The organism is Marinomonas sp. AWM4_232 (assembly GCF_056158325.1).
The window spans coordinates 352,622-369,225 of sequence record NZ_JBSWTA010000001.1; the positions used below are offsets into that span (position 1 = coordinate 352,622).

The 16,604-nt window shown below is 45.4% G+C and carries 15 protein-coding genes; 6 read left to right on the forward strand and 9 right to left on the reverse strand.

Annotated elements, in window-relative coordinates; genetic code table 11:
* Window positions 1-85: 85 nt before the first annotated feature.
* The 3 genes from dgcA to ACXAC1_RS01675 form a co-directional block, all read right to left on the reverse strand.
* On the reverse strand, window positions 86-2,149 hold the full coding sequence (gene dgcA / locus ACXAC1_RS01665) for a dimethylglycine demethylation protein DgcA (RefSeq protein ID WP_133560563.1): 2,064 nt from the start codon (window positions 2,147-2,149) through the stop codon (window positions 86-88).
* 50 nt (window positions 2,150-2,199) lie between these two features.
* On the reverse strand, window positions 2,200-2,745 hold the full coding sequence (locus tag ACXAC1_RS01670) for a DUF5943 domain-containing protein (RefSeq protein ID WP_199462903.1): 546 nt from the start codon (window positions 2,743-2,745) through the stop codon (window positions 2,200-2,202).
* Between the two features lie 141 nt (window positions 2,746-2,886).
* Complete coding sequence (locus tag ACXAC1_RS01675; protein WP_133560567.1) at window positions 2,887-3,864, reverse strand: dipeptidase; 978 nt, start codon at window positions 3,862-3,864, stop codon at window positions 2,887-2,889.
* 250 nt (window positions 3,865-4,114) lie between these two features.
* On the opposite strand from ACXAC1_RS01675, the gene purB reads away from it, so the two are divergent.
* The 3 genes from purB to ACXAC1_RS01690 all read left to right on the forward strand — a co-directional run bounded on the left by purB (window position 4,115) and on the right by ACXAC1_RS01690 (window position 7,171).
* On the forward strand, window positions 4,115-5,488 hold the full coding sequence (gene purB / locus ACXAC1_RS01680) for an adenylosuccinate lyase (protein WP_475058051.1): 1,374 nt from the start codon (window positions 4,115-4,117) through the stop codon (window positions 5,486-5,488).
* A 71-nt stretch (window positions 5,489-5,559) separates the two neighbouring features.
* The gene (locus ACXAC1_RS01685; RefSeq protein WP_475058053.1) at window positions 5,560-6,750 is read left to right on the forward strand and encodes a JmjC domain-containing protein; all 1,191 of its coding nucleotides are present in this window, start codon (window positions 5,560-5,562) and stop codon (window positions 6,748-6,750) included.
* A gap of 4 nt (window positions 6,751-6,754) precedes the next feature.
* The gene (locus ACXAC1_RS01690) at window positions 6,755-7,171 is read left to right on the forward strand and encodes a GNAT family N-acetyltransferase (RefSeq protein ID WP_475058057.1); all 417 of its coding nucleotides are present in this window, start codon (window positions 6,755-6,757) and stop codon (window positions 7,169-7,171) included.
* Between the two features lie 68 nt (window positions 7,172-7,239).
* Here ACXAC1_RS01690 and ACXAC1_RS01695 read toward each other — a convergent pair whose 3' ends face one another.
* The gene (locus tag ACXAC1_RS01695; protein WP_133560576.1) at window positions 7,240-7,860 is read right to left on the reverse strand and encodes an FKBP-type peptidyl-prolyl cis-trans isomerase; all 621 of its coding nucleotides are present in this window, start codon (window positions 7,858-7,860) and stop codon (window positions 7,240-7,242) included.
* A 150-nt stretch (window positions 7,861-8,010) separates the two neighbouring features.
* Here ACXAC1_RS01695 and ACXAC1_RS01700 point away from each other — a divergent pair, with 150 nt between their 5' ends.
* From ACXAC1_RS01700 to ACXAC1_RS01710, 3 genes are all read left to right on the forward strand, one after another.
* A complete protein-coding gene (locus ACXAC1_RS01700; RefSeq protein WP_475058060.1) occupies window positions 8,011-8,163 on the forward strand; it encodes a hypothetical protein in 153 nt (50 codons plus the stop codon).
* Between the two features lie 82 nt (window positions 8,164-8,245).
* Window positions 8,246-8,731, forward strand: coding sequence for a universal stress protein (locus tag ACXAC1_RS01705; RefSeq protein ID WP_475058063.1), 486 nt, complete (start codon window positions 8,246-8,248; stop codon window positions 8,729-8,731).
* 72 nt (window positions 8,732-8,803) lie between these two features.
* Window positions 8,804-10,741, forward strand: a complete 1,938-nt coding sequence (locus ACXAC1_RS01710) for a DNA topoisomerase III (RefSeq protein WP_475058065.1) — start codon at window positions 8,804-8,806, stop codon at window positions 10,739-10,741.
* Here ACXAC1_RS01710 and ACXAC1_RS01715 read toward each other — a convergent pair.
* From ACXAC1_RS01715 to exaC, 5 genes are all read right to left on the reverse strand, one after another.
* Complete coding sequence (locus tag ACXAC1_RS01715; protein ID WP_475058068.1) at window positions 10,738-11,355, reverse strand: LysE family translocator; 618 nt, start codon at window positions 11,353-11,355, stop codon at window positions 10,738-10,740. The two genes, ACXAC1_RS01710 and ACXAC1_RS01715, sit on opposite strands and share 4 nt — an antisense overlap.
* A 100-nt stretch (window positions 11,356-11,455) precedes the next feature.
* Window positions 11,456-12,244, reverse strand: coding sequence for a hypothetical protein (locus ACXAC1_RS01720; RefSeq protein WP_475058071.1), 789 nt, complete (start codon window positions 12,242-12,244; stop codon window positions 11,456-11,458).
* A gap of 70 nt (window positions 12,245-12,314) precedes the next feature.
* Window positions 12,315-13,013 (reverse strand): hypothetical protein, encoded by a 699-nt coding sequence (locus tag ACXAC1_RS01725; RefSeq protein ID WP_475058073.1) that lies wholly within the window; start codon window positions 13,011-13,013, stop codon window positions 12,315-12,317.
* 106 nt (window positions 13,014-13,119) lie between these two features.
* Entirely contained in the window at window positions 13,120-14,688 is a 1,569-nt protein-coding gene (locus tag ACXAC1_RS01730; protein WP_475058076.1) for an inorganic phosphate transporter, read from the reverse strand.
* 360 nt (window positions 14,689-15,048) lie between these two features.
* Window positions 15,049-16,566 (reverse strand): acetaldehyde dehydrogenase ExaC, encoded by a 1,518-nt coding sequence (gene exaC, locus ACXAC1_RS01735; protein ID WP_475058079.1) that lies wholly within the window; start codon window positions 16,564-16,566, stop codon window positions 15,049-15,051.
* Window positions 16,567-16,604: the final 38 nt, after the last annotated feature.

The window sequence follows — 16,604 nt, forward strand, 5'->3', positions numbered from 1 at the left end:
CTTTCACCCCATGTAACATTAAAGAGGCGGCGTAGTGCCGCCTCTTGGGTTCAGTATTTTGGTTTAGTTTTGAATGGCTAAACGGTTAAAGGTCTTTACACAGACGTAAAGCATCGTACATCGCCGCGTGAGTGTTACGCTGAGACACACAGTCACCTAGGCGCCACAGGATCATGCCATCGCCACTTTCAGAAAGAATTGGCTGTGGTTTGATGTCGAACAAAGCCTCCACATCAATCTGTCCCTTGTTGCGAGATTCACCTTTAAGCTCGTAGTACAACTCTTCGTTTGGACGTGTGCCGTTTTCGATGACAACTTGGTCTACCACACGCTCTTCACGCTGACCTGTGTACTCGTTCTCAAGCACCGCCACTAAGCTGTCACCCTCGCGATATACTTTTTCCAACAGGAAGTCAGAGGTCATGATGACTTCTTTCTCATATAAAGAACGGTAGTAAGTTGGGAAGGTCGTACCACCGATGCCAACACCCGGCTTAATATCATCGGTTACAAGCTCAACTAAAGAGCCTTTGGAGGCCAAGAAGTCTGCTGCTGACATACCAGAGAATTCACAAATGGTGTCGTAAATCAGGACATTCTTACCTGGCTCAACTTTGCCAGTTAACACATCCCAGCTCGACACACTCAGGCCTTCCTCTGCGCCCCATTCTGGGTTCTGCTCAACGAATGGACGACCACCCGTTGCTAAGATACAAACATCTGGTTGTAGGTCACGGATCACGGAGGCATCGGCTGCTACACCGGTTTTCACTTCTACGCCTAGACGGTCAAGTTCCATTACCAACCAACGAGTGATACCAGCGATTTGGTCACGTTGTGGTGCTTTTGATGCGATCGTGATCTGACCACCCAATTCGTCGTTACGCTCTAGCAGAGTCACCTTATGACCACGCTCAGCTGCAACACGCGCTGCTTCCATACCACCAGGGCCACCGCCCACTATGACGACGTTGCGTACTGGTCCTTCGGTTTTTTCGATAATATGAGGCATGCCCATGTATTCACGAGACGTCGCCGCGTTTTGAATACAAAGCACATCAAGACCTTGGTACTGACGGTCGATACAGTAGTTTGCACCCACACACTGACGAATCTGATCCACTTGATCCATTTTAATCTTGGCAATGAAGTGCGGGTCAGCAATGTGTGCACGAGTCATACCAACAAAGTCTACATAACCCGCTTCGATGATACGTTTCGCTTGGTTAGGGTCTTTGATGTTCTGTGCGTGAATAACAGGAACACTAACGACTTCTTTGATACCCGCTGCCAAGTGTAGGAATGGCTCTGGTGGGTAGCTCATGTTTGGAATCACGTTTGCTAATGTGTTGTGCGTGTCACAACCAGAACCCACTACACCGAAGTAGTCGATTAGGCCAGTGTCATCGTAGTACTTAGCAATTTGTTTCATGTCGTCGTGGTTTAGACCGTCTGGGTGGAACTCGTCACCCGTGATACGCATGCCCACAACGAAGTCTGGACCCACTTCGGCACGAACGGCTTTGGCAACCTCTAGACCGAACTTCATACGGCCTTCGAAAGTACCACCCCATTCGTCAGTACGTTTGTTGACACGTGGCGACCAGAATTGGTCAATCATGTGTTGGTGTACTGCCGACAGTTCTACACCGTCTAGGCCACCTTCTTTCGCACGACGCGCAGCTTGGGCAAAGTCGCCGATGACACGCCAGATTTCTTCCACTTCGATGGTTTTACAAGTCGCACGGTGTACCGGCTCACGAATACCAGACGGAGACATGAGGTTAGGCCAGTTCTCACCATCCCAGCGGGAGCGACGTCCCATATGGGAAATCTGAATCATGATTTTGCCGCCATGCTTATGCACAGCATCAGCTAAGTTCTGAAAATGCGGGATAATACGGTCTGTTGACAGGTTAACAGAGCTCCACCAGCTCTGAGGACTGTCAATCGAGACAACACTGGAACCACCACAGATACACAAGCCACATCCACCTTTGGCTTTTTCTTCATAGTATTTCACATAACGATCCGTCGTCATGCCTCCATCCGTTGCGTACACTTCTGCGTGAGCCGTACTGACAATACGGTTACGAATGGTTAATTTATTAATATTTAGTGGCTGAAACAGCACATCAAACTGGGACATAGTAGAACCCCGCCTTTCTCAAACAATAGACTGACAATTTTTAGTAATAATTAAAGCGGCGTTACTTCGAAGTAACCCACATCGCAACCTTCCTCTGCTGCGCACTGTGTTTGCTCTGCTTTGGTACGAACAGCTAATCCTTGGGCTTCTGCAATCTGGTCTAAGGCACCTGCAAACCAACCAGTAAACATGTAATCAATCTTGCGATTGACTTTTTTCCCATGGATTTTTTCATAGTGGTAAACAAAAGCTGAGTTCTCTAGTCTCACTTTTGCAGTGCCTTTCTCGATGTCTAGTTCCTCGGTGATAAAGAAGCCCCAACCGCGCTGTGAAAGACGTTTTAGATAGTGATGCCAAACATCAGCGCCAGAAATCCCATGGCACTCTGCTTCTTGTTCACACCAGAAGTAAGCAGACTTGTAACCTGCTTTATAAAGAATCTCCGCGTATCGTTCTGCGCCAATTTCGTCTTCGATTCCCATGTGATTGTTTACAAAGAAATGACGTGGCACATACAGCATAGGCAACGCATCCGTTGTCCAAACCCCAGTTTCATCGTCTACTTCAATTGGCATTTCAGGAGCGTGTACACCCATTTTTTAAACCTCAAATTCTGCTGTTCTGGATCGCATATCGCGTGTTAAGACATCATTTAATCAAATCGACAGGCTGGTCACTTTTCCGAAATCGACTCTCTGCCCTATCGAAAAGACGTTTTTCGACACTTTGGTTAATTGTTACTCACCCCAGATTTCACGTAACAAGTTGACCCAGTTTTCACCCATGATTTTGCAGACTTGGCGTTCAGTAAAACCATGACGCAAAAGTGCTTCCGTTAGATTTGGGAACTCGCCAACTGTACGAATGCCTTTTGGATTAATGATTTCACCGAAACGTGTTAAACGACGGGCATAGCCTTTGTCATGGGTAAGGTATTCGAAGAAGTCTTCCCCGTGGCCTTGGGTAAAGTCAGTGCCAATGCCGATCGCATCTTCACCCACAATGTTGTAGACGTATTGAATGGCTTCAACGTAATCATCGACAGTTGCGTTAACCCCAGCACGTAGGAACGGCGTAAACATGGTTACCCCAACGAAGCCACCGTTATCGGCGATGAACTTCAACTCTTCGTCAGAACGATTTCGTGGGTGCTCTTTTAGACCTGAAGGAAGGCAATGCGAGTAAGCAACAGGCTTTTTCGATTCGATGATGACTTCTTTAGCAGTATTCGGCCCCACATGAGACAGATCACACAACATACCCACTCGGTTCATTTCAGCGACAATTTCACGCCCAAAACCTGATAAACCGCCATCACGCTCGTAACATCCGGTACCCACGAGGTTTTGCGTGTTGTAGCACATTTGAACAATGCCAACACCAAGGTCTTTAAACACCTGTACGTAGCCGATCTGATCTTCGAACGCGTGGGCATTTTGGAAGCCCATCATGACCCCAGTCTTCCCTTCTTCTTTCGCTCGAAGAATGTCTTTGGTTGTGTAAACTTTTGTGAGTAGATCGCTGTTGGCTTCGATTAACTGGTTCATTTCTACGATGTTGCGAACCGTGCCTTCAAAATTTTCCCAAAACGACACAGTGCAGTTTGCGGCAGTTAACTTTCCTTTCGCCATGTCTTCAAACAGTTCGCGATTCCATTTCGCACAAATTAAGCCATCGATCACAATGGCTTGATCATGTAATTCTGCTGCGTTCATCGTTTTTTCCTTTAATACAAAGATAGGATTAGGGGAAGGAAGACCTTCTGATGAACTCAGTTTATGACTAAGAAAAAAACGTTTAGAGGCTGGAAACGACTTTAGAAAGACTAAAACCGACGCGCAATTTTAGTATAAGAATTCGTCAAAATACTCCTTAGAATGTTAGCTGCCCCTTTACGTAGCGATTAACGGCCTATTCCCCTATAATACCCGCTCCCTGAAAAACCATGTTCGAGGCGTTTACTCAATGCAATTAACCAGCTTAAATGCGATTTCCCCGATCGACGGTCGATACGGCTCTAAAACTAACGCGCTACGCCGCTCTGTTAGCGAGTACGGCCTATTACGTATGCGTGTTATCGTGGAAGTACGTTGGCTTCAAGCGCTCGCTGCGCACCCTGAAATTTCTGAAGTACCAGCACTGAGTGCTGAAGCAAATGCGATCCTAGATGATTTGGCTGCAAACTTCTCTGAAGCGGATGCGCAATCCATCAAAGACATCGAAAAAACGACTAACCACGATGTGAAAGCGGTTGAGTACTTCATCAAAGGCAAAATTGCAGACAACGCCGAGCTAGCAGCTGTTTCTGAGTTCGTGCATTTCGCTTGTACGTCTGAAGACATCAACAACCTTTCTCACGCATTAATGCTAAACGAAGCACTAGCTGAAGCCATCATTCCTGAGATGAAAGCGGTTCTAGCTGCTATCGAAGAATTGGCTATCGAACATGCGGGACAATCTATCCTATCTCGTACACACGGTCAGACAGCGTCTCCAAGTACGGTAGGTAAAGAAATGGCGAACGTAGCGGCTCGTCTTGCGCGTCAAATCAAGCAAGTTGAAGCCGTTGAGTTCCTAGGTAAGATTAACGGTGCAGTAGGTAACTACAACGCTCACCTTTCTGCTTATCCTCAAGTTGACTGGCAAGCACATGCAGAGAAGTTTGTAACCTCTCTTGGCCTTACTTGGAACCCATACACCACTCAGATCGAGCCACACGATTACATCGCTGAGCTATACGATGCGATCTGTCGTTTCAACACTATCTTGATCGACTTCGACCGTGACGTTTGGGGCTACATTTCTCTAGGCTACTTCAAACAGAAAACGATCGCTGGTGAAATCGGCTCTTCAACTATGCCGCATAAAGTTAACCCGATCGACTTTGAAAACTCTGAAGGTAACTTGGGCATCGCTAATGCAATCATGGGCCACCTAAGCGCGAAACTACCTATTTCTCGCTGGCAGCGCGACCTAACAGACTCTACCGTTCTTCGTAATCTAGGTGTGGGCCTTGGTCACAGCTTGATCGCTTACCAAGCGTCGCTAAAAGGCATCAGCAAACTAGAAATCAACTCTGTGCGCCTAAACGAAGACCTAGACAACTCTTGGGAAGTATTGGCTGAGCCAATCCAAACCGTGATGCGTCGTTACGGTATCGAAGCGCCTTACGAGAAGCTAAAAGAGCTAACTCGTGGCCGCACAATCAACCAAGAAATCATGCAAGAGTTTGTTGATAAGCTGGAACTTCCAGAGCAAGCGAAAGAAGAGCTGAAAGCTCTGACGCCATCAAACTACATTGGTAATGCAGTAGCACAAGCGAAAGCTATTCGCGGCTAATACGGCTGCCAATGCTATTTCTTATATACAAAGAGCCGTTTTAACGGCTCTTTTTTTGATGAGAACTGACTATGAATATCGATACGCCACTGACTATTCTCGCTGGCATGAGCGCAAAAACTTTCTACCAAGAGTACTGGCAAAAGAAACCTTTGCTGATCCGAGGGGGTGCAAAAGACATTGATCTGCCTATTGCTGCAGATGAGTTGGCTGGCCTAGCCATGGAAGACGAAGTGGAATCTCGTATCGTTATTGAACAAGGCGAGACACCTTGGCAATTACTACAAGGCCCTTTTAACGAGGATACCTTTGCCACCCTGCCGGAGCGAGAATGGACGCTTTTAGTCCAAGCGGTGGACCATTGGGTGCCTGAAGTACAGACGTTGAAAGAACGCTTTCACTTTCTACCCAGTTGGCGCGTCGATGATGTGATGGTCAGCTACGCCACCGAAGGCGGTAGCGTCGGCCCTCATTACGACCAATACGACGTTTTTTTAGTCCAAATGGCAGGCAAACGCCGCTGGCAAGTGCTCGCACCTGAGCAATATCAAGATTCAAATATTGAAGGGATCAAGCTTCATATTTTAGATAACTTTGATGTCGATCCAGAACAAGATTATGAGCTGAAAGCAGGCGATATCTTATATTTGCCCCCTAACTTTGCGCATAACGGCCGAGCGTTAGATAGCGAATGCATGACTTTTTCTGTTGGCTTCCGAGCGCCATCGGTACAAGCAGCTCTTCAAGGTATTACGGATAAGCTCTGCGAAGACATTAACGAGAAGAACCGTTTCGCAGCACCTGAGCCACTGGAACGTGACCATCATGCACAAATCCAAAACAGTGATATTGAACACCTAAGACAGAAACTTCTGACGTTAATCGACTCTCCGAACGAGTTAGCGAATTGGCTTGGTGAAACCATGAGTGAAAGCAAGTACCCAGAGTACAGTGCACAACTTAATGATGAAGAACTCGCGGAAACCTTCGCCCAAGCACAAAACGGCGATACCTTTATCCGACCGGGTGATGCACGTCTCTGTTATTATCTAAATGATGCAGAGTCCACTTGCACACTATACTGTAATGGCAACGCCCTAGAACTGGATGCTGAATTGGTTGATTTTATCCAAGCTATTTGTGACCAAGAAGAATTCGATTTCAGTGGGTTGGACCTAACAAAACACCCTCAACTACCTGACACATTGCGCTTTTTGCTCCAGCATCAAGCCATTGTCGCATTGCCCTACGAGGACGAGTAACGGCATGAAAGTACTGACATCTGACTGGAACAGTAGTAAAGCACAATTAACCTTTGTTCGCCGACAAGTATTCATCATCGAACACGGTATTGATGAACAGGATGAATGGGATGGTAAAGATGAAGACGCCGTTCATTTCGTTGCTTTTGGCACAACTGCGGTTCCGGTTGGTGTCTGTCGCCTGACTTCAGATGGACAAATAGGCCGATTGGCGGTACTCCCTAACTATCGTCACCAAGGAAATGGTAACCTATTACTGCGCAAAGCGATTCAAGTAGCGCGAGAAATGCAGCTCAAGCAGGTATTTTTGCGCGCGATGGTGGATGTGCAGATCTTCTATCAAACTCACGGCTTTAAAACCGATGGCAAGATTTTTATGGAAGCCGGCAAACCACACGTCAAAATGGTGCGGGACATCTAGCGCGTGTTGGATGTTTTGAAAGACAAAAAAATAGGAGCCGAGGCTCCTATTTTTATATGTATGGTTGATTAAACGATAGCGATTAGCTCAACGTCAAATACCAATACAGAATGTGGTTTGATCATCGCACCAGCACCTTGAGCACCGTAAGCAAGATCAGAAGGAATTGCAAAGCGGTACTTAGCGCCTTCCTTCATTAGTTGAAGACCTTCAGTCCAACCAGCAATAACGCCAGCTAGCGGGAACTCAATCGGCTCACCACGAGCGATAGAGCTGTCGAATACCTGACCGTCAACTAGGCGACCTTCGTAGTGAACACGAACAGTAGAAGACGCAACAGGTTGATTTCCTGTACCTTCTTCGATCACTTCAAACTGAAGACCAGATTCAGTAACTTGGACACCTTCGCGTGCTTTGTTCTCAGCAAGGAAAGCTTCGCCTTCTGCAACAGTTTCTGCAGCCGCTGCCTTAGACTTTGCTTCCATTTTTTCTTGAAGCTCAGCAAAAGCCGCTTCAAGTTCTGCCGCTGGAACTGCCATTGGCTGCTCGTTTAGCGCATCTTTAATCGCAGCAAATAGGTGATCCAAAGATAGTTCACCAAGATCGCTACCACGTAGCTGATCACCGATCTGACGACCGATACCGTACGCGATTTTCGCTTCGTTTGTGTCAAAAGACAGTTCAGACATAATGTAATCTCTTTTGTGTCGTTATAAATTCGGCGGCAAGGATACCATAACCACTTAACAATGCCGACAACCAGGTTAGAAACAAACTATAGACTTCATTAATGATATTAATTATCATTTGCTTTAAATATCATTAACAGGAAGCAAATCATGAAAAAAATCGTTTCTTCCCTATTCACCCCGACACAAGCTCAACAGAAGTGGAGCACGATCGCTTTCGTAGGAGCGATCCTGACAATTGCTGCATTCGGCTTCATTGCTGATGGTTACTACGACAGCATAAATCAGAAGAATATTTTATAAGTCGGAAGCCCTATTGATGTAAGTCACTTCAATTTAGTCAATAAGGATTAGACTACATTTTATCCGAGTGAGGAGAAAAGTGATGCTACCGAAAATCAATACAATCTTATACGCCTGTGATTTAGAGCCAAAAACAACTCAAGCCATGGAACTGGTTATGAATCTAGCGATTTCAAATCAGGCGAAGGTCGTTCTGATGCATGCAATGGAGCCTATTAGCGCACAAGCTGCTAATATGATTCATAACTACATGTCAGAACAAACTGTCAAAACCATGCGTGAAGAAGCGATAAAATCTGTCACAGACCGTATGACGACATACCTTGCAGAGTTTACTAAAACTCACGCTGACGACATGAACAACTTAAGTGAAACACCGCGAATCGAGGTGGTAAACGGCATCCCAGCTGAGGCTATTGAGAAAACAGCTGAAAATGTTGGTGCCGATCTCATTGTTATGAACAGTCGTACACACAGCAAAATCGGTCAGATGGTGATTGGGTCAACAGCCAATAAGATTGTCCATCACAGCCGTATCCCTGTACTCGTCGTACCGATTATTAAGTAAAACGACGACCATAGACTTGGATGCACAAAATACTGTTTAAATAACCATACACGTAATAATCTTTGTGCATCCATGATCTTATATATCGCTGAAAAACCAAGCCTTGCACGCGCGATTGCTAGCGCCCTTCCCAAGCCCCAGAAAAAACATGATGGTTACATTGAATTACCTAGTGGTGATTGCGTCACTTGGTGTATTGGCCATTTGCTAGAACTAGCAGAGCCTCAAGATTACGCTCCCCAATACAAACAATGGCAGCTAGACCACTTACCTATTGTTCCACAAGAATGGCAGTGGAAGGCCAAAAGCAATACAAAAAAGCAGCTCGGCGTGGTTCGAAAACTGCTCAAAAATACTCAGAAAATAGTCCATGCAGGTGACCCTGACCGCGAAGGTCAACTCCTTGTCGATGAAGTATTACATTTCGCTAAGGTCCCAAAATATAAGCTGGATCAAACCCAGCGCCTTTTGATTAGCGACCTAACGCCCGCAGCTGTAAAAAAGTCACTCAATAAACTGCGTTTAAATACTGAATTCGCCGCCCTGTCACGCTCCGCACTGGCCCGCTCTAGGGCGGATTGGCTATATGGTATCAATCTAACAAGAGCCTATACCGTAAAAGGACGGCAAGCGGGCTACAACGGTGTGCTATCGGTTGGACGTGTGCAAACACCAGTTCTTGGGCTCGTAGTGAAACGCGACAAAGAACGTGAAACATTTGTCGCGAAAGATTTCTATCAGGTGATCGCACACCTTGAGACAGGTACTTTGCCCTTCCAAGCCAAGTGGCAACCTAGTGAAGCTTGCGCCCCCTATCAAGACGAAGAAGGACGAGTGCTCAGTCGCCCCCTTGCTGAAAACGTGGCTCGACGGATTACCGATAAACCAGGTTTTGTAAAGCAGTTTGATAAGACACCCAAAAAACAAAATGCGCCTTTGCCTTACAATCTTTCAGCGTTGCAAATAGATGCGGCAAAAGCCTTCTCTATGAATGCTCAGAAGGTACTCGACACCTGTCAGGCGCTCTACGAGCGTCACCAAATGATCACTTACCCGCGCTCAGATTGCCGCTACTTACCAACAGAACAGTTTTCCCAAGCGAGTAGCATCGTATCAAAACTTAAAGAGATGCCTTTGCCATATCAAACGGCTGCGCAACAAGCAAACCCCGCACAGAAAAGTAAAGCGTGGAATGAAAAGCAGGTTGGGGCACACCACGCTATCATTCCCACTCAACAATTAAGTGCTTTTTCAAAATTAAGCGCAGATGAAAGAAAAATTTTTGAACTGATCGCACGTCAATACCTGATTCAGTTCATGCCTGCTTATGAGTACTTAGCGACCAAGATTGTGGTAGAAATTGAAGGTGGTCAGTTTATCGCGCAAGGCGTCACTGTGATTAACGAAGGCTGGAAATCACTGATGCCAAGGAGCAAAAAAGAAGAACCCGAGTTACCACAGTTAACCGTCAATCAAACGCTACATTGTCGCGTTGGTGAAGTACTTGAAAAACAAACAACACCACCTGATGCATTTACCGATGCAACCTTATTGGCTGCCATGACGGGGATAAATCGGTTTGTAAGCGATAAAGCAATTAAGGCGATATTGAAAGAAACCGATGGTTTAGGTACCGAAGCAACTAGAGCTGGCATTATTGAATTACTGTTTAAACGCGGCTTTCTACAACGAGAAGGTAAGCAGATTCATGCAACAGCGGCAGGAAGAGCACTGATCGATGCCCTTCCTGAAAGCACTACCGTTCCTGATATGACGGCAAAATGGGAAGCGATGCTTAATGGCATTAGCTTAAACCAGCAGTCATATCAGCACTTTATGCATGAGCTTGAAGACGCTCTCAACACCCTGATTCAAACTGCGAAAACTGGCAACATGACAGCTTTCGCGTCTCTTCCAAAGCAAGCAGCGAAACCTTTTACAAAGAAGAAGAGCACATCAAAAAAGCGCAACTACACTCGAAAGAAGTCAACCAAAGAGACAAAGCGTTAACCAAATGCGAGCCAGATACCCACACCTAACATTAAGGAACCCGCGATTCGGTTCATAATGCGAACGTTGCCACTTTTCAGTAGCAAGGAACGCAGCGTTCGCCCACCCGATGCGTAAATGAGCAAGCAACAAAACTCTAGGGCAAGAATCACGGTGATTAGACTGAATAATTGCTGTCCTAGAGGCTCATCTGCCTGTAAAAAAGGCGGTAATAATGCAACAAAGAAAGCCCATCCTTTTGGGTTAGCGATGGCAGTAACAAAGCCTTGGGAGATCAGCTCAAATACACTAGTCGGGCGCGTATTCTCTTCGGTTTTGATCGCCATTTTCCCTCGTGACAACCACATCTGGACACCCAAATACGCAAGGTAAGCACCACCCACATATTTAAATAGCACAAAGAAAGTTGGGTAGTTTAACAACAGGGCTGCCACACCAATAGACGACAATAGTGCGACCAAGCCGACACCAGTCAGCTCGCCCAACATCATCCACAACGAGCGTTTTACGCCGATAGTCATACCAAGCGTCATGGCTAACGTCATGCACATACCTGGTGTAATCGAGACAAAGAAGAACGTCGGAACAAATACCGACAAGAGCGCCAAACTCATACTTTATTCCATAAAGTTAAAGAAAAGATCGAAGTAAATTGCCAGATCTTATGACTGGCGACAATGAGGAAATAATGAAAAAATCGTCATCCTAGACAGGTTAAAAATGTTTCTTACGCTGGAAATCACCATCATCCATGAATCGCTGCCATTCGTTATCCAACTCTTCTTCCGCTTCGTTGTCACCTTGTTCTTCAGCTTCTAATGCAGCCTCTCTTTGTTGCAAGGCTATGTCGTCTTGAATTTCTTGGATCGTTTCAACAAATTTGTTAATCAACTCTGCGGCTTCGGGCTTTTCTTCAATGGGCTTAAGTTGGTTAATCGCTTCTTGATATTCACTTATGGCATCGTCCATTTTTTGGGTCAAGAAGAACTGACGGGCGAGATAAGAATGATGGTCAGCGTTTACCTTATAACGAAACCAATGCAGCATTTCATCGAATCGAGTAAAAGATTCTTCATTGATTTGTTTATTGGACTTAGCTGATAACAAATAGCCATGAAAAGATTCAAATAACCGCTTAAGCTCCATAATCTGAATCTCATCCACGACAGGCTTTGCGCGGCGCTTTTCCTTACTGGCTTGAAACTGGGACATTTCTTCTTGTAAGAAACGCCTACGCCTTGAAAGAGACTCATCGGCTTGTATAGCCAATAGCTCATCACACAAACCAATCATACGGCTGTATAGCCATAGGCGCATCTCTTTAGGCTGGTATTGCGCAGGCATTTCATCAAGATAACGACGAACTTGGCGCAACTGGTTATTAAGCAATGCAGCCTTACGCAGACGTTCTATGCGCGCTTGTTCTTTTAGCTGTAAATAAATAGCAAACGCAATAAAGCCACCAATAATCAACAGCAGTAGCGTAACAATGATTGCCGTCATAAGTCCCGTTTTCCAAAGCGTCCTAAATATGAACGCATTTTTATTTAGTATTTTCTTATATCAAAAGGGTTTAACTTACTCTAGAGCTTTTTCCAAATAATTCATTTTCAATGCGCTGAATGGTGCCATTCAAGGACTCTATTACTTGTCCAGCTTGCTCGAACGTTGCAACTTTTTCCATTTCAGCAAGTGCCTGTCGAAGCTTATCCAGTGCTGCAGCTTTCTTATCCAACTCTACACAAGCTTCCGCTTCTTTTACTAACAAATCATGATGAGCTAGGTGAAAAAAGAACCGAATCTGAGTTACTTGATCCTTTACCGTAGCTTTATCCAATAAATCATTGGACACCAGCCCTCTTAAGAGAGGTGGCAGTGCTTGTAGACCTTGTTGAACTTGAGAAAGTTGCACATGGGTTTGAACACAGTCTTTTAGCGTCGCTTGTTGATTGCTTTTTAACTCTTCAAGTAACTGTATAAAACCAGGCAATTCCGACTCTAAGGTTCTCCCCATTTTATAGCGAATTAATGTCGATATACTGGCAATAAGATACTCAACCAACAGTAATTTGGTCGTCAGGGGTAGGTAGCGATCCGTGATGATGTTCAGCAAATCAGCGATGCGGCCACAGCGCTTCTCAAGTTGCTCTAACTCTAGCTTATGCTGAGCTTGACGTTGTTGGTAATAACGCAGCAGCCCTACACAAACTAACACAGCACCTAATGCTAGCGCGGCACAAACAACAATGGTTATAAGAAAACTCGTTGACACAAAAAATACCGCCTCACGTCTTCGTTTGATTGTTCGTTAAGCATATAAAAAAACCGACCATTATGCATGATCGGTTTTTAAAAGAGTGCTTTTGTTAGCTAGTACATTACGCGACAGAGAAACCAAGTAAGGCGTAGAAAATAATCGCAGACAATAGCGCCGATGCTGGAACGGTAATGATCCATGCTGCGGCAATGCGAAGTAGAGCCGAACGTTTAACCAACTCTTTCTTGGTCGCCTTCTTAAGACTCTTACGCTCTTCTTTAGAAATCGGGGCAGAAGATTGCAGCGCTTTTACTTCACGAAGAATCGCACGCTTTTCTTCTACGTCGGCCATTTTGAAGCGTTCTAGGAATGCATTTGTCTCATCCACACCTAGGCCAGAGCGCTCAGAATGTTTCTCAATCTGAGCAAGTTTCTTCTCGTATGACAACTTAAGGTACTCGCGAAGAAAACCAACGCCGAAGATACCACCTACCGCAATATGTGTAGAACTTACTGGCAAACCTAACTGAGATGCAATGATTACAGTGATTGCCGCCGCCATTGCCACACAAAAAGCACGAGTCTTATCAAGCTCAGTGATTTCAGAGCCTACTGTTTTGATCAACTTAGGCCCAAACAATGCCAAGCCAATCGCGATACCAATACCACCTACTAACATTACCCATAATGGGATGGAAGCTTTAGACGATACGCCACCGTTAAGCAAAGCATCGTTGATCGCAGCCAACGGCCCGATAGCATTCGCAACATCGTTTGCTCCATGAGCAAAGCTTAATAAAGCTGCAGATACAATCAATGGGATCGTGAACAAGCTATTCACGGCATCCTTGTCATTTTTCAACGATTCGGCCGCACGATCTACTAATGGACGAACCACGAAGTAGGCCGTCAGAGCAAGACCAAAACCGATGATCAAAGCGGTAATAATGTCCAGCTTCCAGATCTTCTTAAGACCTTTCATTGCCAAGTAAGTAGCAAATGCCCAGACCATTAGTGATACCAATAGTGGAACCACTTTCTTAGCTGCTGCAATCATGTCACTTTGATAGGTGATAGAGCGCTTAATGTAAATCAAGAACGTCGCCGCAATAATACCGCCTAGCGCAGGAGAAATGACCCAGCTAGCAACAATGGCACCGACTTGACTCCAGTTAGCAATGCCCCAGCCACCAGCGGCAATACCAGCGCCCATTACACCACCAACAATAGAGTGTGTCGTTGATACTGGAGCACCTAGGTAAGTCGCTAAGTTCAGCCAAATTGCGCCCGCTAGCAATGCTGCCATCATCACCCAAATAAAGGTCGTCACATCTGCGATCGCATTAGGGTTAATGATACCTTTCTTAATAGTTCCGACAACACTGCCACCCGCAATGATTGCACCACCCGCCTCAAAAATAGCAGCAATTAAGATCGCACCTGTCATAGACAGTGCTTTCGATCCTACCGCAGGGCCAACGTTATTCGCAACGTCATTGGCGCCGATATTCAAGGCCATGTAGGCTCCAAATGCGGCTGCAATAGCAAGAATTGAAACGTTAGAAATACCTTCGCCGTGGCTGTAAGCATAAAAGCCTGCGACCAAAACGAACGCTAACGCGATAAGAATGCGGACAACTTCACTGCCGCGACTGGTCTTTGATTCTGAGCCGTAATTTGCAAGATCCATAAAAGAGTCATCTTAGGTTATTAAACGACACTGGCAGGCAAAAATGCCGAGTTACCCTTTCCCAAGTAACTACTCCAGCGATGCAAAAACTAATCCGTCATATTTCATAAAAGTGAAACGTGCGCCATTCTACACTTAGAAGTTTTTCATAAAAACCCAAAGCAAGGTTAATTAAGAAATTCCAATCAAATAACTGTCACATATTTCAATTTGGTGACATTTATATGTCTTTTGTGTGACAGAAATATTACAAGCAGTGTCATGTTACGAAATTAAATGTGAACGACATAAAAAAAGCCCCCAGAGGGGGCTTAAAGAATGGAATTGGGGGGCCAATTCTCAGGGTAACTAAAGGACAATTTAGAAGAAGCCTAGAGGGTTAATATCGTAGCTCACAAGCATGTTCTTCGTTTGTTGGTAGTGATCCAACATCATCTTATGTGTTTCGCGACCTACACCCGATTTCTTGTAACCACCGAATGCAGCATGTGCTGGGTATTGGTGGTAGCAGTTCATCCAAACACGACCCGCTTCAATACCACGTCCCATACGGTACGCAAGGTTTGTATCACGTGTCCAAACACCTGCACCAAGACCAAACTCAGTATCGTTCGCAATCGCAAGCGCTTCTGCTTCATCTTTAAACGTTGTCACAGCGACAACAGGACCGAAGATCTCTTCTTGGAAGACGCGCATATCGTTTGAGCCTTTCAGAAGCGTTGGCTTGATGTAGTAACCATCGTTAAAGCCATCAATCACTTCAGAATCACCACCAACTAGAACTTCAGCACCTTCATCGCGACCAATCTGTAGGTAGCTTAGGATCTTATCAAACTGTTCTTGTGAAGCTTGAGCACCGACCATTGTCTCTGTATCAAGTGGGTTGCCGCGCTTGATTTGACCAATACGCTCAATGACTAGCTTGATGAAATCATCGTAAATATCCTCTTGGACCAACAAACGCGATGGACAAGTACATACTTCACCTTGGTTAAAGAATGCTAGCACTGTACCTTCAACACATTTACTGATGAATTCATCTTCCGCATTCATAATGTCGTTGAAGTAAATGTTCGGCGACTTACCACCAAGCTCTACTGTCGATGGAATGATATTTTCCGCCGCACACTTCAAGATATGCGAGCCGACTGGAGTTGAGCCGGTGAAAGCTATCTTGGCAATACGAGTACTTGTTGCTAATGCCTGTCCCGCTTCAGCACCGTAACCGTTTACAATATTCAAAACACCCGCAGGCAGAAGATCTTTAATTAGGTCTGCTAACACTAAAATAGAAGCTGGCGTTTGCTCTGCAGGCTTGAGAATAACACAGTTACCCGCAGCAAGCGCAGGAGCCAACTTCCAAGCCGCCATTAGTAGAGGGAAGTTCCAAGGAATAATTTGGCCAACCACACCTAGTGGCTCATGGAAGTGATACGCAACGGTGTTTTCATCAATTTCACCGATTGAGCCTTCTTGCGCACGAATACAACCTGCGAAGTAACGGAAATGGTCCGCTGCTAATGGTACGTCAGCGGCTAATGTTTCGCGTACTGCTTTACCGTTATCCCATGTTTCAGCGACCGCTAGAGCTTCTAGGTTCGCTTCAATGCGATCCGCAATTTTTAATAGGATATGTGAACGTGCTTGAACAGACGTTTTTGCCCAAGCCACTTTGGCTGTGTGAGCTGCGTCAAGAGCAAGATTAATATCTTCTTCAGTAGATCGAGGGATGCGGCAGAATGGTTTACCATCAACTGGACTAACATTATCGAAGTACTGACCTTTAACTGGTGCTACCCATTCGCCACCAATAAAGTTTTCGTACTGTTCGTTAAAGGTTACAACACTGCCTTCAGAACCTGGTTTTGCATAGATCATACTGTTTACTCCGTTATTGTTGTTTTGTTTTATAATTA

Excerpts from the sequence above, each read along its gene's own strand:
- dgcA (WP_133560563.1), bottom strand. The coding sequence starts at position 2,149 with ATGTCCCAGTTTGATGTGCTGTTTCAGCCACTAAATATTAATAAATTA.
- ACXAC1_RS01670 (WP_199462903.1), bottom strand. The coding sequence starts at position 2,745 with ATGGGTGTACACGCTCCTGAAATGCCAATTGAAGTAGACGATGAAACT.
- ACXAC1_RS01675 (WP_133560567.1), bottom strand. The coding sequence starts at position 3,864 with ATGAACGCAGCAGAATTACATGATCAAGCCATTGTGATCGATGGCTTA.
- purB (WP_475058051.1), top strand. The coding sequence starts at position 4,115 with ATGCAATTAACCAGCTTAAATGCGATTTCCCCGATCGACGGTCGATAC.
- ACXAC1_RS01685 (WP_475058053.1), top strand. The coding sequence starts at position 5,560 with ATGAATATCGATACGCCACTGACTATTCTCGCTGGCATGAGCGCAAAA.
- ACXAC1_RS01690 (WP_475058057.1), top strand. The coding sequence starts at position 6,755 with ATGAAAGTACTGACATCTGACTGGAACAGTAGTAAAGCACAATTAACC.
- ACXAC1_RS01695 (WP_133560576.1), bottom strand. The coding sequence starts at position 7,860 with ATGTCTGAACTGTCTTTTGACACAAACGAAGCGAAAATCGCGTACGGT.
- ACXAC1_RS01700 (WP_475058060.1), top strand. The coding sequence starts at position 8,011 with ATGAAAAAAATCGTTTCTTCCCTATTCACCCCGACACAAGCTCAACAG.
- ACXAC1_RS01705 (WP_475058063.1), top strand. The coding sequence starts at position 8,246 with ATGCTACCGAAAATCAATACAATCTTATACGCCTGTGATTTAGAGCCA.
- ACXAC1_RS01710 (WP_475058065.1), top strand. The coding sequence starts at position 8,804 with ATGATCTTATATATCGCTGAAAAACCAAGCCTTGCACGCGCGATTGCT.
- ACXAC1_RS01715 (WP_475058068.1), bottom strand. The coding sequence starts at position 11,355 with ATGAGTTTGGCGCTCTTGTCGGTATTTGTTCCGACGTTCTTCTTTGTC.
- ACXAC1_RS01720 (WP_475058071.1), bottom strand. The coding sequence starts at position 12,244 with ATGACGGCAATCATTGTTACGCTACTGCTGTTGATTATTGGTGGCTTT.
- ACXAC1_RS01730 (WP_475058076.1), bottom strand. The coding sequence starts at position 14,688 with ATGGATCTTGCAAATTACGGCTCAGAATCAAAGACCAGTCGCGGCAGT.
- exaC (WP_475058079.1), bottom strand. The coding sequence starts at position 16,566 with ATGATCTATGCAAAACCAGGTTCTGAAGGCAGTGTTGTAACCTTTAAC.